At 61.3% G+C, this 26702-nt stretch carries 21 protein-coding genes; 9 read left to right on the top strand and 12 right to left on the bottom strand.

Annotated features, from left to right (window positions below; all coding sequences use genetic code 11):
• The first annotated feature begins 75 nt into the window (after positions 1 to 75).
• Both AB4N92_RS01125 and AB4N92_RS01120 read left to right on the top strand, forming a co-directional pair.
• Positions 76 to 1158: a catalase family peroxidase gene (locus AB4N92_RS01125; RefSeq protein ID WP_010209457.1), complete on the top strand. Its 1083-nt coding sequence runs from the start codon at positions 76 to 78 to the stop codon at positions 1156 to 1158.
• The gene (locus AB4N92_RS01120) at positions 1155 to 1694 is read left to right on the top strand and encodes a cytochrome b (protein WP_010209458.1); all 540 of its coding nucleotides are present in this window, start codon (positions 1155 to 1157) and stop codon (positions 1692 to 1694) included. Before AB4N92_RS01125 ends, AB4N92_RS01120 begins: the two co-directional genes overlap by 4 nt.
• On the opposite strand, the gene AB4N92_RS01115 is transcribed toward AB4N92_RS01120, so the two are convergent.
• Positions 1596 to 2867 carry an MFS transporter gene (locus AB4N92_RS01115; RefSeq protein WP_236266928.1) on the bottom strand — a complete coding sequence of 424 codons (1272 nt, stop codon included), beginning with the start codon at positions 2865 to 2867 and terminating at the stop codon, positions 1596 to 1598. The genes AB4N92_RS01120 and AB4N92_RS01115 overlap by 99 nt on opposite strands.
• A 99-nt stretch (positions 2868 to 2966) precedes the next feature.
• On the opposite strand from AB4N92_RS01115, the gene AB4N92_RS01110 reads away from it, so the two are divergent.
• On the top strand, positions 2967 to 3419 hold the full coding sequence (locus AB4N92_RS01110) for a winged helix-turn-helix transcriptional regulator (RefSeq protein ID WP_021492806.1): 453 nt from the start codon (positions 2967 to 2969) through the stop codon (positions 3417 to 3419).
• Here AB4N92_RS01110 and AB4N92_RS01105 read toward each other — a convergent pair.
• Positions 3416 to 4567, bottom strand: coding sequence for a M14 family metallopeptidase (locus AB4N92_RS01105; RefSeq protein ID WP_021492805.1), 1152 nt, complete (start codon positions 4565 to 4567; stop codon positions 3416 to 3418). The genes AB4N92_RS01110 and AB4N92_RS01105 overlap by 4 nt on opposite strands.
• 465 nt (positions 4568 to 5032) lie before the next feature.
• Positions 5033 to 5383: a DUF6124 family protein gene (locus tag AB4N92_RS01100; protein ID WP_010209462.1), complete on the bottom strand. Its 351-nt coding sequence runs from the start codon at positions 5381 to 5383 to the stop codon at positions 5033 to 5035.
• A gap of 131 nt (positions 5384 to 5514) precedes the next feature.
• On the opposite strand from AB4N92_RS01100, the gene AB4N92_RS01095 reads away from it, so the two are divergent.
• Entirely contained in the window at positions 5515 to 6147 is a 633-nt protein-coding gene (locus tag AB4N92_RS01095) for a LexA family protein (RefSeq protein ID WP_021492804.1), read from the top strand.
• Here the strand turns inward: AB4N92_RS01095 and AB4N92_RS01090 are convergent.
• The 4 genes from AB4N92_RS01090 to AB4N92_RS01075 all read right to left on the bottom strand — a co-directional run bounded on the left by AB4N92_RS01090 (position 6144) and on the right by AB4N92_RS01075 (position 11716).
• Positions 6144 to 8069 carry an acetyl/propionyl/methylcrotonyl-CoA carboxylase subunit alpha gene (locus tag AB4N92_RS01090; protein WP_236266929.1) on the bottom strand — a complete coding sequence of 642 codons (1926 nt, stop codon included), beginning with the start codon at positions 8067 to 8069 and terminating at the stop codon, positions 6144 to 6146. The genes AB4N92_RS01095 and AB4N92_RS01090 overlap by 4 nt on opposite strands.
• The gene (locus AB4N92_RS01085; protein WP_236266930.1) at positions 8066 to 8872 is read right to left on the bottom strand and encodes a gamma-carboxygeranoyl-CoA hydratase; all 807 of its coding nucleotides are present in this window, start codon (positions 8870 to 8872) and stop codon (positions 8066 to 8068) included. The genes AB4N92_RS01090 and AB4N92_RS01085 overlap by 4 nt, the downstream gene beginning before the upstream one ends.
• Before the next feature lie 61 nt (positions 8873 to 8933).
• Positions 8934 to 10541 (bottom strand): carboxyl transferase domain-containing protein, encoded by a 1608-nt coding sequence (locus tag AB4N92_RS01080; RefSeq protein WP_236266931.1) that lies wholly within the window; start codon positions 10539 to 10541, stop codon positions 8934 to 8936.
• A gap of 11 nt (positions 10542 to 10552) precedes the next feature.
• Positions 10553 to 11716, bottom strand: a complete 1164-nt coding sequence (locus AB4N92_RS01075; protein ID WP_236266932.1) for an isovaleryl-CoA dehydrogenase — start codon at positions 11714 to 11716, stop codon at positions 10553 to 10555.
• A gap of 151 nt (positions 11717 to 11867) precedes the next feature.
• Between AB4N92_RS01075 and AB4N92_RS01070 the strand changes: the two genes are divergently transcribed.
• Positions 11868 to 13502, top strand: a complete 1635-nt coding sequence (locus AB4N92_RS01070) for an AMP-binding protein (protein ID WP_044287379.1) — start codon at positions 11868 to 11870, stop codon at positions 13500 to 13502.
• A 681-nt stretch (positions 13503 to 14183) separates the two neighbouring features.
• Here AB4N92_RS01070 and AB4N92_RS01065 read toward each other — a convergent pair.
• The 3 genes from AB4N92_RS01065 to AB4N92_RS01055 form a co-directional block, all read right to left on the bottom strand.
• Complete coding sequence (locus tag AB4N92_RS01065; RefSeq protein WP_010209470.1) at positions 14184 to 15083, bottom strand: hydroxymethylglutaryl-CoA lyase; 900 nt, start codon at positions 15081 to 15083, stop codon at positions 14184 to 14186.
• A 16-nt stretch (positions 15084 to 15099) separates the two neighbouring features.
• Positions 15100 to 15492 (bottom strand): MerR family transcriptional regulator, encoded by a 393-nt coding sequence (locus tag AB4N92_RS01060; RefSeq protein WP_010209471.1) that lies wholly within the window; start codon positions 15490 to 15492, stop codon positions 15100 to 15102.
• A gap of 80 nt (positions 15493 to 15572) precedes the next feature.
• Positions 15573 to 16508 (bottom strand): LysR family transcriptional regulator, encoded by a 936-nt coding sequence (locus AB4N92_RS01055; RefSeq protein WP_010209472.1) that lies wholly within the window; start codon positions 16506 to 16508, stop codon positions 15573 to 15575.
• Positions 16509 to 16659: 151 nt separating this feature from the next.
• On the opposite strand from AB4N92_RS01055, the gene AB4N92_RS01050 reads away from it, so the two are divergent.
• Positions 16660 to 17889 (top strand): acyl-CoA dehydrogenase, encoded by a 1230-nt coding sequence (locus tag AB4N92_RS01050; protein WP_021492800.1) that lies wholly within the window; start codon positions 16660 to 16662, stop codon positions 17887 to 17889.
• A 130-nt stretch (positions 17890 to 18019) separates the two neighbouring features.
• Here the strand turns inward: AB4N92_RS01050 and AB4N92_RS01045 are convergent, their stop codons facing one another.
• Together AB4N92_RS01045 and xthA are read right to left on the bottom strand one after the other, a co-directional pair.
• The gene (locus AB4N92_RS01045; protein WP_010209475.1) at positions 18020 to 19351 is read right to left on the bottom strand and encodes a substrate-binding domain-containing protein; all 1332 of its coding nucleotides are present in this window, start codon (positions 19349 to 19351) and stop codon (positions 18020 to 18022) included.
• 188 nt (positions 19352 to 19539) lie between these two features.
• Positions 19540 to 20352, bottom strand: a complete 813-nt coding sequence (gene xthA, locus AB4N92_RS01040; protein ID WP_010209477.1) for an exodeoxyribonuclease III — start codon at positions 20350 to 20352, stop codon at positions 19540 to 19542.
• Between the two features lie 168 nt (positions 20353 to 20520).
• On the opposite strand from xthA, the gene AB4N92_RS01035 reads away from it, so the two are divergent.
• The 3 genes from AB4N92_RS01035 to AB4N92_RS01025 all read left to right on the top strand — a co-directional run bounded on the left by AB4N92_RS01035 (position 20521) and on the right by AB4N92_RS01025 (position 26634).
• On the top strand, positions 20521 to 21171 hold the full coding sequence (locus AB4N92_RS01035) for a GNAT family N-acetyltransferase (protein ID WP_021492799.1): 651 nt from the start codon (positions 20521 to 20523) through the stop codon (positions 21169 to 21171).
• 64 nt (positions 21172 to 21235) lie between these two features.
• Positions 21236 to 22963 (top strand): autotransporter assembly complex protein TamA, encoded by a 1728-nt coding sequence (locus AB4N92_RS01030; RefSeq protein WP_021492798.1) that lies wholly within the window; start codon positions 21236 to 21238, stop codon positions 22961 to 22963.
• Entirely contained in the window at positions 22963 to 26634 is a 3672-nt protein-coding gene (locus tag AB4N92_RS01025; RefSeq protein WP_236266933.1) for a translocation/assembly module TamB domain-containing protein, read from the top strand. The genes AB4N92_RS01030 and AB4N92_RS01025 overlap by 1 nt, the downstream gene beginning before the upstream one ends.
• The last annotated feature ends 68 nt before the right edge of the window (positions 26635 to 26702 follow it).

Here is a 26702-nt window from a genome sequence, read left to right as displayed (position 1 = left end):
TAGAGCCGATCGGCGTTCGTCTTAATGCTCCGACCTTATGTTCATCCCTAAGGCCTTTGGCCCTGGAGTTCCTTCATGGTAGATCACTCATCACCGCCCCGTCCTCCGCTGAGCACTGCGAGCCTGATCGCGCGCCTGGCGGGTATCGGTGCCGTGGTTGCGGTTGTGGCGGGGGCTTTTGCCTACGTCAATGGCAGCCTCGACCCGCAGCGCCTGCGCCCTAAAACCCTGGTCAATGCCTTGGAAACCAACAATGGCGTGCACCCTGGGTTCCGCCGTAACCACGCCAAGGGCGTGTGCGTGGCCGGGTATTTCCAGAGCAGCCCCGAAGCCCGTGCCTACTCCAGTGCCCAGGTGTTCAGTGAGGCCAAGACCCCACTGATTGGCCGATTTGCGCTGCCCAGCGGCAACCCCTATGCGCCGGACAGCAGTGTACCGATCCGCAGTTTTGCCGTGCAGTTCAGCCAGGCCAACGGCCAACAGTGGCGCACCGGCATGAACAGCATGCCGGTGTTCCCAGTGGGCACGCCTGAGGCGTTCTACCAACTGCTCAAGGCAGGTGCGCCGCAGCCCTCCACCGGCAAACCGGACCCGGCGAGCATGCCGGCATTCTTTGCCGCCCATCCCGAGACCGCGCCGTTCCTGGCGTGGGTCAAATCCGCCAAGCCTTCGGCCAGCTATGCGACCGAAACCTACAACGGCATCAACGCGTTCTTCCTGGTGGGGGCCGATGGCAAGCGCCAGGCCGTGCGTTGGGGCGTAGTGCCGCAGAGTCAGGACGCAGCGGGCGATACTGCGCCTGCCGGCAGTGATTTCCTGGAAAAGGACCTGGTACAGCGCCTCGCTACCGGTCCGTTGCGCTGGCAGTTGAACATGACCCTGGCCAATCCCGGCGATCCTTTGGACGATGCAAGCAAAGCCTGGACCGGCGAGCATAAAGTCATCAACGCCGGCACCCTGGTGTTGCAAAGCAGCCAGCCGCAAGCGGACGGGGATTGTCGCGATATCAACTTTGATCCACTGATTCTGCCCAGCGGCATTGAAGCCTCCAATGACCCGTTGCTGGCGGCACGTTCGGCGGCGTACGCCAGCTCGTACCTGCGTCGCGCCGGTGAAGTCAGCCCGTTGCACAGCGCCCCTCAGGAGTTGAAGCCATGAATGTCCAACCACGGTTTTTTGCCCCCCTGGCGCGCCTGCTGCATTGGCTGATGGCGCTGATGGTCATCGCCATGCTGTTTATCGGCGCGGGGCTGGCGGCTTCTGTTTCGCAGCGGCATGAGTGGCTGATCCACCTGCACAAGCCGTTGGGTATCGCGATTCTGGTATTGGTGATCGTGCGCTTGGTGGTGCGCTTTTCTACTCGCCAACCGCCGTTGCCTGCCGACTTGCCGCTGTGGCAAGTGCTGGCGGCCAAGGCCTCCCACCTGGTGTTGTATGCCCTGATGCTGGTCTTGCCGCTGCTGGGCTGGGCGATGATCTCTGCGGCGGGTGATCCAGTGATGCTCAGCAGTTCGGTGCAGTTGCCAGCGCTGGTGGGAGCGAACGCGCCACTGTTCGCGGTGCTGCGCAGGGCCCATGGGTTCCTGGCCTATCTGCTATTCCTGACGGTGCTGTTGCACCTGGCGGCGGCCTTGTTCCACGGGTTGATCCGTCGTGACGGCGTGTTGCAAAGCATGACCGGCAGCCAGGACTGAAACAGCTTTCGGGGGCAGTGTGGCCAGCCAGTAGACCAGCGCCAGCAGGTTGATGGCTGCGCCGAGGACACACACCCCGATCCAGCCGCCCCAGGCATACATGGCCGTTGCGCTGATGGAGCCCAGCGCACTGCCCACCGAGTAAAACAGCATATATCCGGCCACCAGCCGACTCTGGGCATTGGGGCGCACGGCGTAGATCAGGCTCTGGCTGGTGACATGCACGGCTTGCAGGCCCAGGTCGAATACAATCACGCCGAGCAACAAGGCCCACAACGAGGATTGGGTGAAGCCGATTGCGACCCATGACAGCAGCATCAGCAGCAGGGCTGTGCCACTGGTCCATTGGGCCAGCCCTTGGTCGGCCAGGCGCCCGGCGCGGGCGGCACCTAAGGCTCCGGCGGCGCCGGCGAGTCCGAACAGGCCGATTTGCGTGTGGGAAAGCGACAACGGCGGGGTGCTCAGGGGCAGTACCAGCGGCGTCCACAAGACAGTGCCGGCGGCGAAAATCAACATCGCCAGCACGGCGCGGTCACGCAGGACTTTCTCCTCCTTGAACAAGCTGAACACCGAGCGGATCAATGCGCCATAAGTGCCGCTGGCGCGCGGTGGCTCGGTGCTTGGCAATACACGCCACAGCAAGATCGCCATCAAGAGTGTCAGGCCTGCCGACAACAGGTAGACCGAGCGCCATCCCGCCAGGTCGGCCATCGCGCCGGAAACCGAGCGGGCCAGCAACAAACCGACCACGATACCGCTGGTGACCAACCCCACCACATGGCCGCGCTGTTCAGGCGATGCCAGATGAGCGGCCAGTGCCACCAGCACCTGGGCGACCACTGCCAGCAGCCCGGTCAGTGCCATGCCGGCCAGCAGCCAGAAACTGCTTGACGACAATCCCACCATCAGCACGGCCAGGGTGGAAAGCAGCAGTTGGCTGACGATCAGTCTGCGCCGGTTGAGCAGGTCCCCCAGTGGCACCAGCAACAACAGGCCCACCCCATAGCCAACCTGGGTGAGGGCGATGATGATGCCGACAGTGGCGTGGTCCATGGCAAAGGTTTCAGCCATGGCGTCGAGCAGCGGCTGGGCGTAGTAGACATTGGCCACCGACAGGCCACAGGCGACGGCGAGCAGCAATACTACGGCGCCGCTCAAAGGGGATGACGACATGCGAATAATCCTTGTGTGGTTTCAAAATGAAACTCGTTGTACGGTAAGGATTCTGGTTTTATATTGCAACTACATAACTGGTCGACGACAGGCAGCCCGATGGTCAAGCTCACCCGCTTTGAAAGCGCCGAATGCCCGGTGGCGCGCTCGTTGGACGCAATTGGCGATGGCTGGTCGCTGCTGATCATTCGCGATGCATTCGACGGGATTTGCCGTTTTGGTGAGTTTCAGCGCAGCCTCGGAATGGCCAAGAACATCTTGTCCACGCGCTTGCGCAGCCTGGTCGCCCATGGGGTGCTGGAGATCGTGCCGGCGTCGGATGGCAGTGCGTATCAGGAGTACGCCCTGACGGAAAAGGGTCGAGGCCTGTTCCATGTAATCATCGGATTGCGGCAGTGGGGCGAGGGATTTTTCTATGGGGCAGAGGAGAAGCATTCGGTGATGGTGGACCGCGCCAACGGCGAGCCGCTGCGAGCGCTGGAGTTGCGCTCGGCGGATGGGCGCTTGCTGGGGCCCGAGGATTGTCGGCGGGTGCCCGCCGACTCGGTTTAGCGTAAGACGTCGACGATATCGGCTACGCTGCTCAACACATCCTTGCCCAGTTGCATCGAACGTTTACCTGACCAACCGGTGAGCAGGTTGGGGGCGTCGTCGTTGTCCTTGAAGGGCATTTCCAGGGTCAGGGACAGGCAGTCGTACTGCTGACCGACTGCATTGCACGCCAGGGTCATGTTGGCTTCGCCCGGCAGGTCGCGGGTGTAGCCGTAGGTGGTCTGGAAGTCGCGGGTCAGGCTGCTCAAGTGGCTGCGGAAGTGTTTTTCCAGCGTCTCGATGCGCGGCGTGTAGCCGGGGTTGCCTTCGCATCCGGCGGTGAAAACGTAGGGGATTTCCTCGTCGCCATGGATATCGAGGAACAGGTCTACGCCGTATTTCTCCATCTGTTGTTGCACGAACAACACTTCCGGGCTGATCTCCTGGCTGGCGCTCTGCCACGCACGGTTGAGGTCCTGGCCCGCGGCATTGGTGCGCAGGTGGCCATGGAACGCCCCGTCCGGATTCATATTGGGCACCAGGTACAAGTCGGCGACTTTCAGCAGTTTTTTCAGCTCGGCGTCACCGTCCTGTTGCAGGCGTTCGATGATGCCTTCCATAAACCATTCGGCCATGTGTTCGCCGGGGTGCTGTTGGGCGATGATCCAGACCTTGCGGCGGCCTTTGCCGCCTTTGCCGCGACGCAGCAGTTGGATATCACGACCTTCGACACTTTTACCGGTCGCCAGCAATTGGGTGCCGGCGCGAGTCAGGGCCTGCTCGATCAGCCAGTCGTGGCGCTCACGGCTGTAGGGTTCGAAATAGGCAATCCAGGCGTGCTTCTCGCGGGTCTCAAGGCTGATATGCAGGATTTCCCCATCAAAGCGCGAGGGCACCCGAAACCAGTTGATATTGTCGTAGGAGGCCACGGCGTTGTAGCCGCTCCACGCGTGCGGGTAAGACGACTTGCCCGCATTGCTCAGGCGAAACGTGTGGGTGTGGCCCACGTGCATGCCTTCGGCCTTGAAGTGGAACCATTGGTAATGTTGGCTACGGGTGTCGGGTTTGATTGCCAGCAACAACTGATGGGAATCGTGGGCATCCAGTACCTGGATATTGCCACTGTCGAAGTCGGTGCTGATCTTGATGGAGGTCAAGGCCACGGTCATAGTCTGGTTGCCTGATTATGAGTGTTGTGGCGGCTATATTACACAGGAGTCCGGTAAAGACTGGATGCAAAATTGTTGCACGGGGGGAGGGGGCGTCATCCTTGACGCCGCAGCAGCTTAGAATCTATGAGATTGATTCTCAAGCGCTATTTCGCAAAGATCTGGGCTAGAGCGGTCGACTGGCTTTCTTTTGACGATGGTCTTTTGCTACCATGCGCGTCATCAAGCAACACACAGTCTTCATTAGCCTGAAGCCATGCCAGGGAAACTGGCAAAAAAAAGACCCGGCCAAAGAGCCGGGTCAAAAACCGTGATTAGCCTGATGAGGAGATATTCCAAGAGTCCGACCTAAGGTCCCTTGGTCTATCGACTGATCTCGCGATCAGCTAGGTCCAATAATAATCATTATCATTTGCAAGTCAAATGTTTTTATCCGTCAGATAGAAATATTTTTCTCTGTGCCTGTTATCCGTTCGCGTGAGCCGCTGGCACTTGCAACGACCGCTCCACCATCGCCTTCGCCATATCAATCAAATACACCACCGAAAACGCCAGGTCGCGATGATTGCCCTGATGGTTGTTCGCTGATTCATAGGCCGTGGCTGCGGCACTGCGCAACAAGTCCGAGGCGTGCACCAGGGCTTCCTCCTGGCTGATGCCTGGCTTGATGGCGAACAGGGCGTCGTCAGGGGCTGCTGCCGACATCTCCTCTTTCAAGTAAAAGTCCAATGCGCGCCGGGCGGCACCGCTGCTGCGTAGCACGTGCAGGTCGTGTTCTTCTGGGGTTTCGGGTAGCAGATACGGGCTGGTCGTCATAAGGGGCGGTACTCTGTTGTGGGTGTCGAAAACCTTATGTTCGATGATAGTACGTATCGTATTTGTGTCGTTTTATGGATTACTACAAACTGTTTATTGCCCTGAACACTGCATGACGTATTGTCAGCTCCATGGATAACTGGATAGCGTTGGTCAAGGCCAACATGGAAGACCGCAAGGTCACGCAGGGTGAATTGGCTGAACGCCTGGGCATGTCCCAGGGCGGCGTTGGCCACTGGCTCAACAAGCGCCGTGCGCCGAACCTGACGGACATGAACCGGGTACTGACGGCGCTGGGGCTGGGGTACCTGGAAGTTGCGCTGGATATTCGCGAGCGGGCCGAAGAAGCGCTTCCGGAGAAAAACTACAACCCGTATTTCCGCTACCCGGTCAGCGATTGGAAAGGGCTGTGCGAGGTCCGCGAAGAGCGGGCGACCTATGGCGCGGCCCGTTTCGAATTGAGCGATTATCATGCCCAGGGCGACGCTTTCTGGCTGCCGGTCACAGGCGACGCCATGACCGCGCCCAGCGGCCTGAGCGTCAGCGCGGGCATGATGATCCTGGTCGACCCGGCCATCAAGGCCGAGCCCGGTAAACTGGTGGTCGCCCAAGGAGCTGCGAACCCCCAGGCGACCTTCCGCCAGTTGCTGGAAGAAAGCGGCCAGCTCTACCTGGTGCCGCTCAATCCCACCTACCCAAAGCAGCCCTTCACTGACGACTGCCACATCCTTGGCGTCGTGGTTCAGGCCATGGCAAAGTTCTAACCGGCCGGTTCGAGTTCCACCAGCGCGCAACCTTCTGCAACCATTTCACCTTCCTGGCAGAACAACGCCATGACCACTCCAGCCTGGGGCGCGCGAATGCTGTGCTCCATCTTCATGGCCTCCAGCACCACCAGTTGCGTGCCGGCGTCGACGTGTTGGCCCACCTCCACCAGCACACGTACGATGCTGCCGTTCATCGGTGCCGTCAGGCCGCCCTGGTGCGACTGGTTGGCCTCAACGGCCGCAATCGGGTCGAACAGCGTCACGCCGTGCATCTCGCCGTCCCAGCGCAAAAACACACTGCCTTCGCTGCGCACTGCCAGGTGGCTGCGACGTACGCCCTGTCGCTCGATCAGCAGCTGCTCGCCGCGCAATGGCGGCGCATCCGCGGCCAGCGTCACCAATCGATCCTGGCCAGTGCAGCTCAAGTGCAACGACACTTCGGCAGGTAACCCAGCACGAAATCCGCGCTTATCCCCCCAAGGCCCATCTTCCGGCGGCAAACTCTGTATGAATGCCGATCCGGCCGCCTGCCAGAATTCATCACTCAAGTCCCCTGGGGCCGGCAGCAACTCCTCCTGATAGCGCGGAATAAACCCGGTATCCAATTCGGCTGCCGCAAACGCTGGATGCCCGATAATGCGCCGCAAAAAGCCCAGGTTGGTCTTGAGTCCGCCGATGGCAAACTCATCCAGCATGGCCAGCAACCGCAATCGCGCCTGCTCACGGTCTTCGCCCCAGGCAATCAGTTTGCCGAGCATGGGATCGTAGAACGGCGACACGCTGTCGCCTTGTTCGACACCGCTGTCCACACGACGCCCCGGCCCCGGTGCGGATTCGCGGTACAGCGCCAGGCGTCCGGTGGCGGGCAGGAAGTCATTGGTCGGGTCTTCGGCATACAGCCGCACTTCGATCGCATGGCCCGTCAGCGGCACTTGCTCTTGATTGATCGGCAACGCCTCGCCCTGGGCGACACGGATCTGCCAGGCCACCAAGTCCAGGCCGGTGATCGCCTCGGTCACCGGGTGCTCCACCTGCAGCCGCGTGTTCATCTCCATAAAGAAGAATTCGCCACGCGCGTCCAGCAAGAACTCCACGGTGCCTGCGCCGACATAGCCGATGGCCTGGGCCGCACGCACGGCGGCTTCGCCCATGGCCTTGCGTTGTTCACCACTCAATCCCGGTGCCGGGGCTTCTTCGACGACCTTCTGGTGGCGACGCTGGATCGAGCAGTCTCGCTCATTGAGATACAGGCAATGCCCGTGCTGATCGGCAAACACCTGTATCTCCACGTGACGTGGCTTGAGCAGGTACTTTTCCACCAACATCTGCCCGTTGCCGAAGGACGACAGCGCCTCGCGCTGTGCCGAGGCCAGGGCCTCGGCCAACTGGCTGACATCCTCCACCACCTTCATGCCCTTGCCGCCACCACCGGCCGTGGCCTTGAGCAGCACGGGGTAGCCGATGCGCTCGCAGGCTGCGCGGAAGGTTTCCAGGTCTTGGGCTTCGCCGTGGTAACCCGGCACCAGAGGCACGCCGGCGGTTTCCATCAGCGCTTTGGCGGCCGATTTGCTGCCCATGGCGTCGATGGCCGAGGCGGGCGGGCCGAGGAAGATCAAACCAGCCGCTTCAATCGCGCGGGCAAAACCGGCGTTCTCCGACAAAAAACCGTAACCCGGATGAATCGCCTGGGCGCCGCTGGCCTGGGCTGCGGCGATCAGTTTGTCGATTTGCAGGTAGCTATCAGTGGCCTTGCTGCCGCCCAGGTCGACACGGATATCCGCTTCGCGGCTATGGCGCGCATCGCGGTCGATGGCGCTGTGCACCGCCACGGTGGTCAGGCCCATGGCCTTGGCGGTGCGCATTACCCGGCAAGCAATCTCGCCACGGTTGGCCACCAGCAGAGTTGTCAACGTGCTCATGAACGCGGCTCCTGGGATTGCCAGCTGGGTGGACGTTTTTGCAGGAAGGCACGCAGGCCTTCCTGGCCTTCAGGGCTGACACGTATGCGCGCAATGGCATTTTCGCAATAGCGGCGCAGGGCCGGGGTGAGGGCGCCGTGGCCCACTTCGCGCAGCAAGTCCTTGCTGGCGCGCATTGCCGCCGGGCTGTTCTGCAGCAGGTTGGCGATCCATTGCTCGACTTGTTGATCCAGTTCGTCGACTGGATAGCTTTCTGCCAACAAACCGATCTCCCGTGCCCGCGGGCCGCCGAAGCGCTCAGCGGTCAGCGCATAGCGCCGCGCTGCACGCTCGCCGATGGCCTGTACCACGAACGGGCTGATCACCGCCGGTGCGAGGCCGATACGCACTTCCGACAGGCAGAACTGCGCATCGTCGGCGCCAATCGCCATGTCGCAGCAACTGATCAACCCCAGCGCACCGCCATAGGCCGCGCCTTGCACCACCGCGAGGGTGGGAATCTTCAGCTTGGCCAGGTTGTACATCAACTCCGCCAGTTCGCGCGCATCGTCCAGGTTGGTGTGGTAATCCAGCTCGGCGGATTGCTGCATCCAGGCCAGGTCGGCCCCGGCACTGAAGTGCTTGCCGCGCCCGCGCAGCACCAGAAAACGCAATGATGAATCACCTTGCACCTGGTCGAGGGCGATGATCAGTTCGCGGATCATTTCGGCATTGAACGCGTTGTTCTTGGCTTCGCGACTGAGCCACAGCGTGGCAAAGCCACGACGGTCGGTGATCAGTTCGAGGGTATTGAAATCGCTCATGCAGGGAGCTCCATGATGATAAGAGGTCTCCTGTAGGCGCGAGCAAGCTCGCTCCTGCAGGTTACATGCGGAACACGCCGAAGCGGCTCGGCTCGATGGGGGCATTCAGCGAAGCGGACAAGGCCAGGGCCAGCACGTCTCGGGTCTGCAGCGGGTCAATCACACCGTCGTCCCACAGGCGTGCGCTGGAATAGTAGGGGTGGCCCTGGGTTTCGTACTGGTCGAGGATCGGCTGCTTGATCGCGGCTTCTTCTTCAGCGCTGAAACCCACGCCGGCGCGCTCAGCCTGCTCACGCTTGACCTGCACCAGCACGCCGGCGGCCTGTTCGGCGCCCATCACGCCAATGCGTGCATTCGGCCACATCCACAAGAAGCGTGGGTCATAGGCGCGGCCACACATGCCGTAGTTACCGGCGCCAAAGCTGCCGCCGATGATCACGGTGAACTTTGGCACCTTGGCGCAGGCCACTGCGGTGACCAGCTTGGCGCCGTGCTTGGCGATGCCACCGGCTTCGTATTTCTGGCCGACCATGAAGCCGGTGATGTTCTGCAGGAACAGCAGGGGAATCCCGCGCTGGCACGCCAACTCGATAAAGTGCGCGCCTTTTTGCGCGGCTTCGGCAAACAGGATGCCGTTGTTGGCCAGGATCGCAATCGGGTAGCCGTGCAAGTGCGCAAAGCCGCATACCAGCGTGGTGCCAAACAGCGCCTTGAACTCATCGAACACCGAACCGTCCACCAGCCGCGCGATCACTTCGCGCACATCAAAGGGTTGCTTGGCGTCGGCGGGGATCACGCCGTACAGCTCTTCGCTGCTGTAAAGCGGCGCCACGGGCGTACTTTGCAGCAACTCGCCCTGTTTGCGCCAATTGAGGTTGGCCACGCTGCGCCGGGCCAGCGCCAGCGCGTGTTCATCGCTGTCGGCATAGTGATCGGCCACGCCGGAGATCTTGCAGTGCACATCGGCACCGCCGAGGTCTTCGGCACTCACGACTTCACCGGTCGCGGCCTTCACCAGTGGCGGCCCGGCGAGGAAGATGGTGGCTTGCTGGCGCACCATGATCGCTTCATCCGCCATGGCCGGCACGTAGGCGCCACCGGCGGTGCACGAGCCCATCACCACCGCAATCTGCGGAATGCCCTGTGCACTCATGTTGGCCTGGTTGAAGAAGATCCGCCCGAAGTGCTCGCGGTCGGGGAACACCTCGTCCTGACGCGGCAGATTGGCGCCGCCGGAGTCGACCAGGTAGATGCATGGCAGGCGGTTCTGCTCAGCGATGGTCTGGGCGCGCAGGTGTTTTTTCACGGTGAGCGGGTAGTAGGAGCCGCCTTTCACCGTCGCATCGTTGGCGACAATCATGCATTCGACGCCTTCCACCCGGCCGATCCCGGCAATCACTCCGGCGGCGGGTACGTCCTCGCCATACACCTGATGGGCGGCCAATTGGCTGAGTTCAAGAAACGGCGAGCCGGGGTCGAGCAACCGATTGATACGTTCACGGGGCAACAGTTTGCCGCGTGAGGTGTGCCGCTCCTGGGCCTTGGCGCCGCCGCCTTGTTGCACGTGGGCAAGCAGGCTGTGCAGGGCGTCGACCTGTTGGCGCATCGCCGCGCTGTTGGCGGCAAACTCCGCCGAGCGCGGGTTGAGTTGGGTATGCAAGGTGGCCATGGTGCGCTCCTTCAGCGGGTTTCGTTGAAGAGTTCGCGACCGATCAGCATCCGGCGGATTTCACTGGTGCCGGCGCCGATCTCATACAGCTTGGCGTCGCGCAACAGGCGCCCGGCCGGGAATTCGTTGATATAGCCATTGCCACCGAGGATCTGAATCGCATCGAGGGCCATTTGCGTGGCGCGCTCGGCGCTGTAGAGGATCACCCCGGCCGCATCCTTGCGCGTGGTCTCGCCGCGCTCGCAGGCCTGGGCCACTGCGTAGAGGTAGGCACGGCTTGCGTTGAGTTGGGTGTACATGTCGGCAACCTTGCCCTGGATCAGCTGGAATTCGCCGATGCTCTGGCCGAACTGCTTGCGGTCGTGGATGTAGGGCACGATCAGGTCCATGCACGCCTGCATGATCCCGGTAGGGCCGCCGGACAGCACCACGCGTTCGTAGTCCAGGCCGCTCATCAGCACTTTGACGCCGCCATTGAGCGTGCCGAGGATGTTTTCCTCCGGCACCTCCACGTCATCGAAAAACAGCTCGCAGGTGTTGGAGCCGCGCATGCCCAGCTTGTCGAACTTGTTACTGCGGCTGAAGCCTTTCCAGTCGCGCTCGACGATAAAGGCGGTGATGCCGTGCGGACCCTTTTCCAGGTCAGTCTTGGCGTAGATCACATAAGTGCTGGCGTCGGGACCGTTGGTGATCCAGGTCTTGCTGCCGTTGAGCACGTAATGGTCGCCGCGTTTGTCGGCGCGCAGTTTCATCGAGACCACATCGGAGCCGGCATTGGGCTCGCTCATGGCCAGGGCGCCGACGTGTTCGCCGCTGATGAGTTTGGGCAGGTACTTGAGTTTCTGTGCGTGGTTGCCGTTACGGTTGATCTGATTCACACACAGGTTGGAATGCGCGCCGTAGGACAACGCCACCGACGCCGAACCCCGGCTGATCTCTTCCATCGCCACCACGTGGGCCAGGTAGCCCAGGCCGGCGCCGCCGTATTCTTCCGGGACGGTGATGCCCAACAGGCCCATGTCGCCGAATTTCTGCCACAGGTCGGCGGGGAACAGGTTGTCACGGTCGATCTGTGCCGCGCGCGGCGCGATTTCCTTGCTCACGAAGGACTGCACCTGGTCGCGCAGCATGTCGATGGTTTCACCGAGGGCGAAGTTCAGGGACGGGTAACTCATGGACAGGCACCTTAATGTGAGCTTTGTTTTTGTGTGGAGGGCGCGCCAGGGGAGGGCGCTCACCTTTACGTTAACGTAAACTTGCGTTACGGCGGTGTCAATCGTAGTTTACGTTTACGTCAACCTACAAAAAAGACAAACAGGGGTCGTTATGGATCAACCGAACCAGAGCTACAGCCGTGGCTCCCAGGACAAGACCTTGCTGGCCATGACGATTGGCCAAGCCTTTGACCGCACCGTCGCGCAATTCCCCGATGGCGAGGCCCTGGTGGTGCGACACCAGCAGCGTCGTTACACCTGGCGGCAATTGGCCGAAACGGTCGATTTGCACGCCCGTGCCTTTCTCGCCCTGGGTATGCAGACCGGCGACCGCCTGGGTATCTGGGCACCCAATTGCGCCGAGTGGTGCATCAGCCAGATCGCCAGCGCCAAGCTCGGCGTGATCCTGGTCAATATCAACCCGGCGTACCGCAGCAGTGAACTGGAATACGTGCTCAAGCAGTCCGGCTGCCAGTGGCTGGTGTGCGCCGGGTCATTCAAGACCTCCGACTACCACGCGATGCTGCAGGCACTGAACCCCGATCTACGCGGCATGATCAGCCTAGACCCCAGCCCGCCCCCGGGATTCCTGCCCTGGGCGCAATTGGCCGCGCTCGGGACAGGCATCCCGCTCGAACAGTTGCACAGCCGCCAGGCCAGCCTGCACTTCGACCAGGCGGTGAATATCCAGTACACCTCCGGCACCACCGGTTTCCCCAAAGGCGCCACCCTCAGTCACCACAACATCCTCAATAACGGTTACATGGTCGGCGAAAGCCTGGGCCTGACCGCGCAAGACCGCCTGGTGATCCCGGTGCCGCTGTATCACTGCTTCGGCATGGTCATGGGTAACCTGGGCTGCATCACCCATGGCACCACCATGATCTATCCCAATGACGGCTTCGACCCGCTGCTGACGCTCACCGCCGTCGCCGAAGAGCACGCCACCGGCCTGTACGGCGTGCCCACCATGTTCATCGCTATGCTCGATCATCCACAGCTGGGCGGCTTTGACTTGTCCAGCCTGCGCACCGGCATCATGGCCGGCGCCACGTGCCCCATCGAAGTGATGCGCCGGGTGATCAGCGAGATGCACATGAGCGAGGTGCAGATTGCCTACGGCATGACGGAAACCAGTCCGGTGTCCTTGCAGACGGGGGCGGATGATGACCTGGAGCGCCGCGTGACCACGGTCGGGCGCACCCAGCCGCAGTTGGAAAACAAGATCATCGATGCCGACGGCAATACGGTGGCGCGAGGCGAGATCGGCGAGTTGTGCACCCGTGGCTACAGCGTGATGCTTGGCTACTGGAACAACCCCGATGCCACCCGCGAGGCCATCGACGACGCTGGCTGGATGCACACCGGCGACCTGGCGAGCATGGACGCCCATGGCTACGTGTGCATTGCCGGGCGCAACAAGGACATGATCATCCGTGGTGGCGAGAACGTTTACCCGCGTGAGCTGGAGGAGTTTTTCTTCACCCACCCGGCAGTGGCGGATGTGCAGGTCATCGGCATTCCGGATGAGCGTTACGGTGAAGCCATCGTCGCCTGGGTCAAGTTCCATCCAGGCCATGTGGCCAATGAGCTTGAGCTGCAAACCTGGTGCAAGGGCCGCATTGCGCACTTCAAGACGCCCAAGCATTTCAAGTTCGTGGAGGAGTTCCCGATGACGGTAACGGGCAAGATCCAGAAATTCCGCATGCGCGAGATCTCAATACAAGAGCTGAAGAACGCGCTCTAGCTAATGACGCAAGACCAATGTGGAGCGGACTTGCTGCGAATGGGGTGCCTCAGTCGCCACCTGTATCGACTGAACCACCGCATTCGCGAGCAAGCCCGCTCCTGCATTTTTTGACGCGTGCCAGGCCAGGGTTTATCAATTCCCAGAAAGCACAAAGGGGACCCGAGGGTCCCCTTTAATTTGTCGTTGCGTGCTCTTTTTTTATTATTGAGGGGCGGTCTATTGTTGTTTTTGGCAACCGTTACCCTTTACCGCTGTTTTTGGCGACCCCCATGCGGGGTCAAGAGCAAACGTATTTTTTTGAGCGCTGATCTGCTTCTTCGTTATCGATCCAACCAGTGGGTAGCTACCTGAGGTAGTTTTATTTTTCTCTAACCGGTTGCGGGTTTCGGCATGCCGTACCCTGCGAAGCACATCTTCTCCAAAAAAATCTGTTAGCTGCGTCTCTGCCGTGTTGTTTTTGTTATGTCAGAGTCGTTTCGTCTTATTTTTATTAGGTTTGGCGCTTTTTATTCTTGTTATGCCATAGAGATAGCAGAAGCCGTGCCAACTTTTAAAAATGCTTTAAAATCAATAACATAATTTTTATGTAGGGATTGGCCTACGGCAAATACGACAAAATATGTTCCCGTGTTACTCGATGTGTAGCAGGGCGGTAACACATTCTTACCGCTAAGCTACTCAACCGGCGTTACGCGCCTTCGCCACGCGCGACCCGGTAGGCCTACCCAGCACGCTGCTGATTTGCTGGCCCGCGCCGATCAAGGCCTCCAGGTCGATACCGGTCTCGATACCCAGGCCATTGAGCAGGTACACCACATCTTCGGTGGCGACGTTACCGCTGGCACCTTTGGCGTAAGGGCAGCCGCCGAGGCCCGCGATAGAGCTGTCGAACACCGAAATCCCTTCCAGCAGGCTGGCGTAGATGTTCGCGATGGCCTGTCCATAGGTGTCATGGAAGTGCCCCGCCAGCTTGTCCCGTGGCACCTGCGCACCGACCACCTCGAACAGGCGACGCGTGGCGCCCGCTGTGCCGGTGCCGATGGTGTCGCCGAGGGACACCTCGTAGCAGCCCATGGCATACAACTCCCGTGCGACCGCCGCCACTTGCTCTGGCGCGATCTGACCTTCATAGGGACAACCCAGCACGCACGAGACATAACCCCGCACGCTGACCCCATTCTGCTTGGCCGCCGCCATGATTGGCGCGAAGCGCTCCAGGCTTTCGCTGATGGAACAGTTGATATTGCGCTGGGAAAACGCCTCGGATGCCGCCGCAAACACCGCCACTTCCTTCACGCCGGCCGACACTGCGTCCTCGAAACCGCGCAGGTTCGGCGCCAGGGCACCATAGGTCACGCCAGGCTTGCGCTGGATCTGCGCGAAGACCTCGGCGGAACCGGCCATCTGCGGCACCCACTTGGGCGATACAAAACTGCCGACTTCGATATAACTCAGGCCCGCCGCGCTGAGGGCGTCCACCAACCGGACCTTGTCCGACACGCTGATGGGCTGGGCTTCGTTCTGCAGACCGTCGCGTGGGCCGACTTCCACCAGGCGGACGTGTGAGGGGAGTGACATGGCAGTTACCTTCTGATCAATGGCCGGCCTGGCGCATGGTGTGGGCCAGGGCCTGGGTGCAGCGTTCTTCGGCGGTGTCCAGTTCCAGCTTCATCTGTTCGATGTCCAGCAGTTGCTGTTCCAGCTGTTCACGGCGCTCGGCAATTTTTGCGAGCATGCTGTTGAGTTGCACATGGTTGCCGCTGGTGGGGTCGTAGAGTTCGATCAACTCACGGCATTCCGCCAGGGAAAAACCGATCCGTTTGCCGCGCAGGATCAGCTTGAGGCTGACCTTGTCCCGCGCCGAGTAGATGCGCTCCTGGCCCCGGCGTTCCGGAGCCAGCAGGCCTTGTTCCTCGTAGAAGCGAATGGCGCGGGTGGTGATGTCGAGCTCGCGGGCGAGGTCGGAGATGCTGTAGGTAGTGCTCATGGCGGCGCTCAAGAAGGTCTTGGCGCTAAGCTAATGGCAGGTTGACGTAAGCGTCAAGCTCAACCCTGTAGGCGCTAGCCTTAGGGTTGTTGCTTGTCGAGCTTCTTTTCGTGCGCCGTGACCTGCTGGCACAACTCGATCATCTGCTCACGCATCCAGCGGTTGGCCGGGTCCTGGTCGGTGCTTTCGTGCCAATACAAATGGGTTTCCACCGGCGGCACGTCGTTGACCGGCAGGTTGAACCAATGCAGTTCGTGGCGGCGGGCGAAGCGCTCGGGCACGGTCATCACCATGTCGGTCTGCTGCAGCACCTGCGAGGCCATCAGGTAGTGCTGGGAACGCAGAGCGATCTTGCGCTGCAGGCCCATCTTGCCCAGTGCCAGGTCCACATGGCCCAGACCGTTGCGCCGGCTGGAGATATGGATGTGGGTCAGCCCCAGGTAATCATCCAGGGTCAGCTTGTCCTTGCCCGCCAGCGGATGACCCTTGCGCATGGCGCACACGTAGCGGTCTTCCATCAGCTTGACGTGTCGCACCTGCGGATCGGTGTTGAGCGGCGCGTCCACGGCAAAGTCCAGGCGCCCGGCGGCCAGTTCCTTGGTGGTTTCGCGGCGTTTGGACAGGAAACTCTCGATCACCACGGTAGGCGCCAGGCGGCGCAGACGCTGAAACAGCAGCGGCAGGATCACCGCTTCGGTGAGGTCGGTCATGCTGATGCGGTAGGTCTTGGCCGCCTGTTGCGGGTTGAAGATGCGGCTTTCCTGCACCGACACCCGCAGCAACGACAACGCATTGCGCACCGGGCCGATGATGTTCTGCGCCATCGGCGTGGGCACCATGCCTTGGGCGGTGCGCACGAACAGCGGGTCGTTGAAGGTCTCGCGCAGGCGTGCCAGAGCGTTGGACACCGCCGGCTGGGTGATGCCGACAATCTGCCCGGCGCGGGTCAGGTTGGCTTCGGTGTAGATCGCGTCAAAGACGATAAACAGGTTGAGGTCGACCTTGCTCAGATTCATTTCGTAGCGCTCTTATTGTTAGGTGGCCATACGTCGATCATATATCGGTGATGAATGTTAATACACGCCGAGAATAGGCTAGGTAAATTATCAACGCTGTTCTAGCATCGATTGCATGACCTAAACAACCTCTCAGAGAAGGGAGCTGCTCATGGATTTCGCCTATTCGCCCAAGGTTCAGGAACTGCGTGAACGCGTCACTGCGTTCATGGACGCTTACGTGTACCCGGCCGAGCCGGTATTCGAACGCCAGGTCAGCGAAGGCGACCGCTGGCAGCCCACCGCAATCATGGAAGAGCTGAAGGCCAAGGCTAAAGCTGAAGGCCTGTGGAACCTGTTCCTGCCGGAGTCCGAACTGGGCGCCGGCCTCACCAACCTCGAATACGCACCGTTGGCTGAAATCATGGGCCGTTCGCTGTTGGGCCCTGAGCCGTTCAACTGCTCCGCCCCCGACACCGGTAACATGGAAGTGCTGGTGCGCTATGCCAACGAAGAGCAAAAGCAACGCTGGTTGGAGCCGTTGCTGCGAGGCGAGATCCGCTCGGCCTTCGCCATGACCGAACCGGATGTGGCGTCCTCAGACGCCACCAACATGGCCGCCCGCGCCGAGCGCCAGGGCGATGAATGGGTGATCAACGGCAAAAAGTGGTGGACCTCCGGCGCCTGCGACCCGCGCTGCAAAATCCTGATCTTCATGGGCCTGAGCAACCCGGACGCACCGCGCCACCAGCAACATTCGATGATCCTGGTGCCGGTGGACACCCCCGGCGTGAAGATCGTGCGCCCGCTGCCGGTGTTCGGCTACGACGACGCGCCCCACGGCCATGCCGAAGTGCTGTTCGACAATGTGCGGGTACCCTACGAAAACGTGCTGCTGGGTGAGGGGCGGGGCTTTGAGATCGCCCAGGGCCGCCTTGGTCCGGGCCGTATCCACCACTGTATGCGCTCCATCGGCATGGCCGAGCGCGCACTGGAACTGATGTGCAAGCGCTCCGTCAGCCGGACTGCATTCGGCAAGCCACTGGCGCGCCTGGGCGGCAATATCGACAAGATCGCCGACTCACGCATGGAGATCGATATGGCACGCCTGCTGACCTTGAAGGCGGCGTACATGATGGACACCGTGGGTAACAAAGTCGCGAAAAGCGAAATCGCCCAGATCAAGGTGGTCGCGCCGAATGTGGCCTTGAAGGTGATCGACCGCGCGATCCAGATCCATGGTGGTGCCGGTGTTTCCAACGATTTCCCGCTGGCCTACATGTACGCCATGCAACGCACCCTGCGCCTGGCCGATGGCCCGGACGAAGTACACCGGGCGGCGATCGGCAAGTTCGAGATTGGCAAGTATGTGCCTAAAGAGCTGATGCGCGGCGGGCAGTAAGACCGAGCCGCCTGCATCACGGGCAAGCCCGGCTCCCACATTAGATGGCGTTTACATGAACGACTCGATCCACTGTGGGAGCCGGGCTTGCCCGCGATGAGGCCGGCCCGAACACCACAACGCTCAAGGTTCAGTAGACCCAAACCTCCACGCGCCGATTCTTGATCCGGCCTTCATCCGCCGTATTCGCCGCCACCGGCATCTGCGCGCCAAACCCTCGGATATCGCGCAATACCACGCCGTTCTTGACCAATTCCCGGCGCACCGCCATTGCCCTGAGTTTCGACAGCAATGCCGCCCGCTGCGGGTCATTCTTGGCATCTCCAAACCCCACCAGCGTCACCTGTTTATCCAGCTTGTCGTGGCTTTTGAGATACGCCACCACCCGCTGCAGATCCTGGCGTGCCTTGTTGTCCAGGCTGGCGCTGCCTTCCTCGAAACGAAAATTCACCGTCAGGCGCTGAGCATCACGTGCGATCGCTTGATAGTCCTCAGGCATCGACGCGCGCGGCTCCACGGCGATCGCCTGCACCTGCTGCGCGATAAAGCCGTTGGCTGCCACAATCGCCTGGCCCTTGCTGCTCTGGCTGAAGTCCACCAGCGCCTTGGCCCATGGATTGCGACTGGATGGCGGCAAGTAAAAGAACAGTCGACGTGAGAGTGGGTAATCCTCGGTAGCAATCAGGCTGTTCAGCGGCAGCATGGGGTGCGAGTCGCCATCCACAATCGCCACCGCCTTGGCCTGGCGTACGTAGGGCAGGCCGATAAAACCGATGCCTTGGGGGTCCTGGCTGACCGAATCGGACAACTGCTCGCTGGACTCGAAACGTGTGGCGCCCGAGGCGAGCGACTTGCCACGCAGGCGCAGTACCAGTTCCTTGAAGGTGTCATAGGTGCCCGACTGATCATCCCGTGCGTACACGTGAATCGGCCCACCCACGCCACCCAATGCCTCCCAGGTGCTGATCTCGCCATTGAAGACCTGCGCCAGTTGCTCGGTATTCAGGGTGTTCAGCGGGTTTTGCGGGTGGAGGATGATGGCCAGGCCATCGATGGCGATCACCTGTTCGGCTTCGGGGCTTTTCAGGTCGCCGAGGGGTTCGAGGTCCACCAGTTCGCTGTCCTTTATCGGGCGCGATGAGGCCGCCAGGTCGGCAGTGGATTTCTTTAGGGCAGTGAAACCGGTGCTTGAACCATGAGCGGCGATTTCGATGATCACCGTCTTGCCTTGGCGGGTCTTGCCGATCACGCGCTGTTCATTGGCGCCTTCCGCCGGTTCACCGTGCACCGCCTGCAAACCCTGATGCTCCATCAAGCCCTTGACCAGCGCCGGGCCCAACGCCGCGCCAATGGTATTGGAACCCTGGATGCGTAAAGCAGGGCCTTGATCGGGAGCGGGTAGGGGGGCGGAAACAGCGTAGAGAGGAAAGAGTGCCAGCAGAAACAGAACGCGCAGCATCATGCCGGCACCTTCTTAAGCCAAAGGGAGTGCCGCGAGAATAAGTCAGGCCGGTTGCAGAAATATGACTGATAAGCCAAGGATCCAATTGTGGGAGCTGGCTTGCCTGCGATAGCGGTGTATCAGCAAACCAATCTTTCACTGGCCCACCGCTATCGCAGGCAAGCCAGCTCCCACATTGAATGGTGGTGTCAGCTCAATTCCAGCCAGATCGGCGCATGGTCCGACGGTTTTTCCAGCCCCCGCAGTTCGTAGTCCACCCCGGCATCCTTGACCCGCGACAGCAGGCCATTGGAGGCCAGGATCACGTCGATGCGCAGGCCGCGCTTGGGCTCGTCTTCAAACCCACGGCTGCGGTAGTCGAACCAGCTGAAACGATCGGCAACGTCCGGGTTGAGGTGGCGGAAGCTGTCCACCAGGCCCCAGTTCTTCAGGCGCGCCATCCACTCGCGCTCTTCCGGCAGGAAGCTGCACTTGCCGGTCTTCAGCCAGCGCTTGGCGTTGTCGGCGCCGATGCCGATGTCGATGTCTTCCGGGGAAATATTGATGTCGCCCATCACCACCAGTGCCTGATCATTGCTGAACTGGCTTTCCAGCAGTTGCTGCAAGTCTTCGTAGAAGCGCTGCTTGGCCGGGAACTTGGTGGGGTGGTCACGGCTTTCGCCCTGGGGGAAGTAACCGTTCATGATGGTGACCGGGTGGCCATTCTCGTCGGCGAAGGTGCCCCAGATAAAGCGGCGCTGGGCATCTTCTTCGTCACTGGCGAAGCCTTTGTGCAGGCTCAACGCCGGCTGGCGCGAGAGCAGGGCGACACCGTAGTGACCTTTTTGGCCATGGTAGTACACGTGGTAGCCAAGGGCCTGTACTTCGGCGAGTGGGAATTGGTCATCGTGGACCTTGGTTTCCTGCAGGCCGATCACATCGGGCTGGTGCTTTTCAATCAGCGCCGCCAGCTGATGAGGGCGGGCGCGCAGCCCGTTGATATTGAAGGAGACGATTTTCATGGTCGGCAGTCCAGTCCTGGCAAAAGGGCGATGCTAGCGGACAAGACGGACGGGGGCCAGCGTGGCGGTAGGACAGATGCACTGCTAATGTCTGGGAACGACTGATGCTGTGTAGGTTCGTACCATAAGAGCGCCATCCTTTCAGTGGCGCCCAGGGAGATTGACGGTATGCCGGACACTTCAACTGCAATCGCTGAAATTCGCCTGCTCAACAGCGGCTATTCACGCGAAGCCCGTTCCTTGTTGTACCAGGCTTATCGGCATGAGCCGACGTTCGCCTACATCTTCGAAGCCGAACGCCCTGGCTATGAACAGCGGGTACGCGCCACCGTGCGCGAACTGGTCAAGCAGCACTTCTTTCAGAAACTTCCGGCCATCGGCCTGTTCGTCAACGACCGGCTGATCGGTATCGCCCTGATCGCACCGCCGCAGCGGCGCCTGGGCATTACCGAAAGCTGGGCCTGGCAACTGCGCATGTGGCTGAGCACGGGTGTGCGCGGTACGCGACGTTACCTCGACTACCATCACGCGGTGCTGGCGTGCCTGCCCACTGAATCAGTGCATGTGCTGCCGTTGTTGGGTATTCACCCGCACTTCCAGGGCAAACACTACGGCGAGCAGTTGCTGGAGGCCGTGCACAATTGGTGCGCCGAAGACCCGCATTCGTCCGGCGTGGTACTGGACACGGGCAACTCGCGTTATCTGGAGTTCTATAAGCGTCAGGGCTATCAGGAAATCGGTGAAGTCGCTGTAGGCCCCATCCTGGAGCATGTGTTTTTTCACCCCAATCCCCAGTCGTTACATGCTGCAACGGCTTAATACAGAATTATTCAGACATTTCCGAGTTCAAAGAGGCTCCCCAGGTCGTGTAGCATCCGCGCCTATGAAGTTTCCAGGAAGATTTACCAGCGGCTTGATTCTGCTGTTCACAAGCTGCGGCGCCTTGGCGCAAAGCGAATTGGACGTGCGAGTCAAACCTTCAAACGACGCGTTGAAAGCCAACATCGAAGGCTATATCGGCGGGGTGGGCGATCGTGATGAAGAGGCCTTGCTACGGTTCAGCCGTGGCGCGGAGGAGCAGGCGCGCAAAGCCGCCCAGGCCCTAGGCTTCTATCAGCCACGGATCGAGAGTGACGTGAAGGGCGGCAACAACCCGCGCCTGATCCTCACCATTGACCCCGGCGAGCCCGTGCATTTGCGTAACGTGACCATTCGGGTCGACGGCCCGGCCGCCGACCTCAAGGCCTTTCGCGTGCCCGTCAGCAACGACCTCAAGTCCGGCGCCGTGCTCAATCACGGCCATTACGAAGACGCCAAGCGTCTGATTCAGAACCAGGCCTCGCGCTATGGCTTTTTCAGTGGGCGCTTCACCCGTCAGAAATTGGCAGTAGACCCGCAGGCTGGCGTCGCCGATATCGAACTCATCTACGACAGCGGTCCGCGCTATACCCTCGGCAAAGTGAGCTTTGCCGGCGATACGCCATTTGACGAAGAACTGCTGCACCGCATGGTGCCGTTCAAAAGCGGCACGCCCTACGACTCTGAACTGATCGCCGAACTCAACCAGAACCTGCAAGCCAGTGGCTTCTTCGAAGGCGTGCGCGTGGACGCGGCCCCGGCCGCTTCGACCAACGACATCATTCCGGTGGCTGTGCGCTTGGAAACCCGCAAGCCGCGCACCATGGGGCTCGGCCTGGGGTTTTCCACCGACGTCGGTCCGCGTGGCAAAGCCAACTGGACCCGCCACTGGGTCAACCCCCAGGGCCACAGTTATGGCTGGGAAGCCGAGCTGTCGGCGCCCCGGCAGAACGTCGGCCTGTGGTACGACATCCCGCTCGACCCGCCGTTGACCGACAAGCTGCGTTTCGCCGGGGGCTACCAGAACGAAGAAATCGCCAACACCGATACGGTCAGTAAATTGCTGACCCTCGGCCCTGAATGGCATAGCAAGTTGCCGAGCGGCTGGACACGTGTGATTTCGCTCAAATACCAGCGTGAGGAATACCGCCTGGGCAATGACTCCGGCCTGAGTAACCTGGTGATGCCGGGCGTCAGCTATTCCTACCTGCGCAGCGATAATCGCATCGACCCGCACAACGGCTACCGCCTGCAATTCGACACCAAGGTCGCCAAAGAGGGCCTGGGCTCCGATACCAACCTGCTGTATGGCACGGCCCTGGTCAAAGGCCTGACCACGTTGTGGGACAACCACCGCTTCCTGGCCCGCGCACAGGTGGGTGGCAGTGCCACCAACGGCTATAAATCGGTGCCGCCGTCACTGCGTTTCTTTGCCGGTGGTGACCAGAGTGTGCGGGGCTACGAGTATCAGACGCTGTCGCCCGAGAACGACCGTGGCGACCGCATCGGTGGCCGCTACATGGTGGCCCTGAGTGCCGAGTACCAATATTCCATTGCCGAGAAATGGCGGATCGCAACCTTCATCGACCAGGGTAATTCCTTCAACAACCTGGACCTGCCGAGCCTGAAAACCGGCGTGGGTGTCGGCATCCGCTGGGTTTCGCCGGTCGGTCCGATCCGTCTTGACCTGGCCCATGCCCTGGAAGACCCGGGCGGTATTCGATTGCACTTTTCCATGGGGCCTGAGCTGTGATGCGTGGTGTAAAAATAGCGGGGCTGGCGGTGGTGGCCATCCTTGCCGTGCTGTTACTGGCACTGTGGGCGGTGCTCGGCACCCAGGCGGGCAGCCGCTGGGCGTTGGGCCGCGTGCCGGGTTTGACCCTGGAAAATTTCCAGGGGCATTTGGGCGGCCAGTGGAGCGCCGACCATGTGCTGTGGCAGCAGGACAGCAGCCGTGTCGAACTCAAGGCGCCCACATTTGATTGGTCGCCGGCATGCCTATTGCGCATGACCCTGTGTATCGAGACGTTGGATGTGGAGCAGGTCAGCCTGCAATTTCCTCCGAGCACCGAAGAAAGCAGCGGGCCGATTCAACTGTCTGACTTGAAACTGCCGCTGGCCATCCAGTTGGGCGACGTTCGCGTCGGCAGCCTGCTGTTCAATGGCAGTGAGGAACTCAAGGGCCTGCAATTGGCGGCGCATTGGACCGCCGCCGGATTGCAGATCGACTCGGTGCACCTGCAACGCGATGACCTGGTGCTGGACCTCACCGGGCTGCTGCAACCCACCGGCGACTGGCCGTTGAACGCTACCGGTAACCTGAGCCTGCCTTACGCGCCGGGCGGCGCTTCGTGGAAGGTGGCGCTCCAGGTCGACGGCGACCTGCTCAAGACCCTCAAGCTTGACGCTGACAGTACGGGTTACCTGCCGGCCAAGCTCACGGGCGAACTGCAACCCCTGGTGGAAAATCTACCGGCTCAATTGCACATCACTGCCGACGGCTTCAAACCGAGCGCCGATCTGCCCGATACCCTGCAACTCAATCAACTGGACCTCACCGCCAAAGGTGACTTGAACCGCGGCTACCAACTGCTTGGCAAAGCCGTATTGCCGGCGGAAAAAGGTCCGGTGGATCTGCTGCTGCAAGGCCGGGTCGACGGCAAGGGTGCGCAGATCGCTGGCCTGGACCTGAATGCCGGTGACAAACAAAGCCTCAAGTTGACGGCCCAACTGGATTGGCAGCAAGGCTTCAGCGCCGACGCCAAGATCGACTGGCTGGATTTCCCCTGGCATCGCCTCTATCCGGTGATCGACGAGCCGCAGGTCGCCCTGCGGACGTTCAACGGCGAGATTTCCTACAAGGACGGCAACTACCTGGGTAATCTCAAGGCCGACCTCGACGGCCCGGCGGGCACGTTCAATGTGGTCACGCCCTTCAGTGGCGACCTCAAGCAGATCTTCCTGCCCGAGCTGAAACTCGCCGCCGGCCAGGGCAAGGCTGAAGGCCACCTGAACCTGCAATTTGCCGACGGCATTTCCTGGGACACCGCGCTGGACCTGTCGGCGCTGAACCCGGCGTACTGGGTCGCAGAACTGCCGGGCACCCTGGCGGGACCGCTACGCAGCAAGGGCGAGTTCAAGAATGAGCAACTCAAGCTGAACGCCGACCTCGACCTCAAGGGCCGCCTGCGTGGGCAAACCGCCGTGTTGGCGGCCAAGGCTGAAGGCGCTGGCGAGCAGTGGACGTTGGCCAACCTGGATATTCGCCTGGGTGACAACCGCATCAACGGCAGTGGCAGCCTGCAACAGCGTTTGGCCGGGCAGATCGATATCAAGCTGGCGCGCCTGGCCCAGCTCTGGCCGCAATTGCGCGGCCAGGTCAACGGCCGACTTGACGTGGCCGGCAGCCTCAAGGCTCCCCAGGGCAAACTCGACCTCACGGGCCAACAACTGGCGTTTGCCGACAATCGCCTGCAAAGCCTCACCCTCGACGCCACCCTCGACAGTGCCCAGCGCGCCAAGATCGACTTGAAAGGCAGCGGCATCCAATCCGGCGACACCCAGGTTGGCACCCTGACCGCCAGCGCCCAAGGCGATATCAAAAACCAGAAAGTCCAACTGGACCTGGCGGGACCGCTGGTCAAGCTTGCCCTGGCGTTGGATGGCAACCTCGACAAAGGCAACTGGCGCGGGCGCCTGGCCAGTGGCGATGTACAAGCCGGTGGCCAGGACTGGAAGCTGCAAGCCCCGGCGAAGATCGAACGCATGGCCGATGGCAAGCTGACGTTTGCCGCGCACTGCTGGGTGTCCGGCCCTGCCAGCCTGTGTGGCGAAGACCAGCGCCTGATGCCCGAGCCGAAACTGCGCTACCACCTCAAGCAATTCCCCATCGACAGCCTCGCGGCGTTCCTGCCTAAGGATTTCGCCTGGCAGGGCACGCTCAACGCCGACGTGCAACTGGACTTGCCCGACAGCGGCCCCAAAGGCGTGGTCGCGGTGGATGCCAGTGGCGGCACCTTGCGTGTCAAGGACAAGGACCAGTGGCTGGACTTCCCCTACGACACCTTGAAGCTGGAAACCACCCTCAATCCCAAGCGGATCGACACGCAGCTGAATTTTCGTGGCGGCAAGCTTGGCGAATTGATGGTGCAGGCGCAGATCAACCCGCTGCCGAAGAACAAACCGATCACCGGCAATTTCAGCCTGGTCGGTCTGGACCTCGCGGTGGCGCGACCGTTTGTGCCGATGGTGGAAACCCTCAGCGGCAAGCTCAATGGCAACGGGCGTATTGCTGGTGGCCTGTTGGCGCCCCAGGTCAACGGCAACGTGAACCTGGTGGGCGGCGAGGTTTCCGGTCCGGAACTGCCCATCAGCCTGCAAGGTTTGGACGTGCAAGCAGTGATTGCCGGCGAGAGCGTGCAGCTCAACGGTGGCTGGCGCAGTGGCAAGGCCGGGCAGGGCAGCCTCAAAGGCCAGATCGAATGGGGGCAGGCGTTGGCGGTGGACCTCAGCCTGCAAGGCTCGCAACTGCCGGTGACGGTGGAGCCCTACGCGGTGCTGGAAGTGGCGCCCGATCTGAAAATCAGCCTGAAGAACGACAAGCTGGCCGTCGCCGGCAAAGTGCACATCCCGCGCGGCGATATCACGGTGCGCGAGTTGCCGCCGTCCACCGTCAAGGTCTCGGATGACACGGTGATCATCGGCAGCCAGACCGAAGAGGGCAAGCCGCCGATGGCGATGGCCATGGACATCGACGTGATGGTGGGCGAGGACAAGCTCAACTTCTCGGGCTTCGGCCTCACCGCCAAGGTACAGGGCCAGGTGCATATCGGCGACAACCTCGACACCCGTGGCGAGCTGTGGCTCAACGATGGCCGTTACCGCGCCTACGGGCAGAAGCTTGATGTACGCCGTGCGCGACTGCTGTTCGCCGGCCCCCTGGACCAGCCATACCTGGACATCGAAGCGATTCGCAAGACCGACGATGTGATCGCCGGGATCCGCCTGAGCGGCAGCGCCGAGCAGCCCACCACGCAGATCTTCTCGGAGCCGGCCATGAGCCAGGAACAGGCGCTGTCCTACCTGGTGCTGGGGCGTCCGCTGAGCACCACCGGTGAAGACAACAATATGCTGGCCCAGGCCGCGTTGGGCCTGGGTTTGATGGGCAGCGCCGGAGTGACGTCGGACCTGGCGAAGAACTTGGGCATCCAGGACTTCGAACTGGATACCCAAGGCAGCGGCAACAACACTGCCGTCGTGGCCAGCGGCAAGATCACCGAAAAACTCAGCCTGCGTTACGGCGTAGGGGTGTTCGAACCGGCGAGTACCATCGCCTTGCGTTATCTGTTGAGCAAGAAGGTGTACCTGGAAGTGGCGAGCGGTGTGGCCAGCTCCCTGGATATCTTCTACAAGCGCGACTTTTAAGTCCGACCACTCGGCACCTCGCCCGGCTTAGCGTGCCCATACTCCGACATGGATTTGGGCCAGCGTGT

This window comes from Pseudomonas sp. S3_A09 (assembly GCF_054668065.1).
Note: the sequence above shows the minus strand (reverse complement) of the source record. Positions and strands in the feature narration are given on the sequence as shown.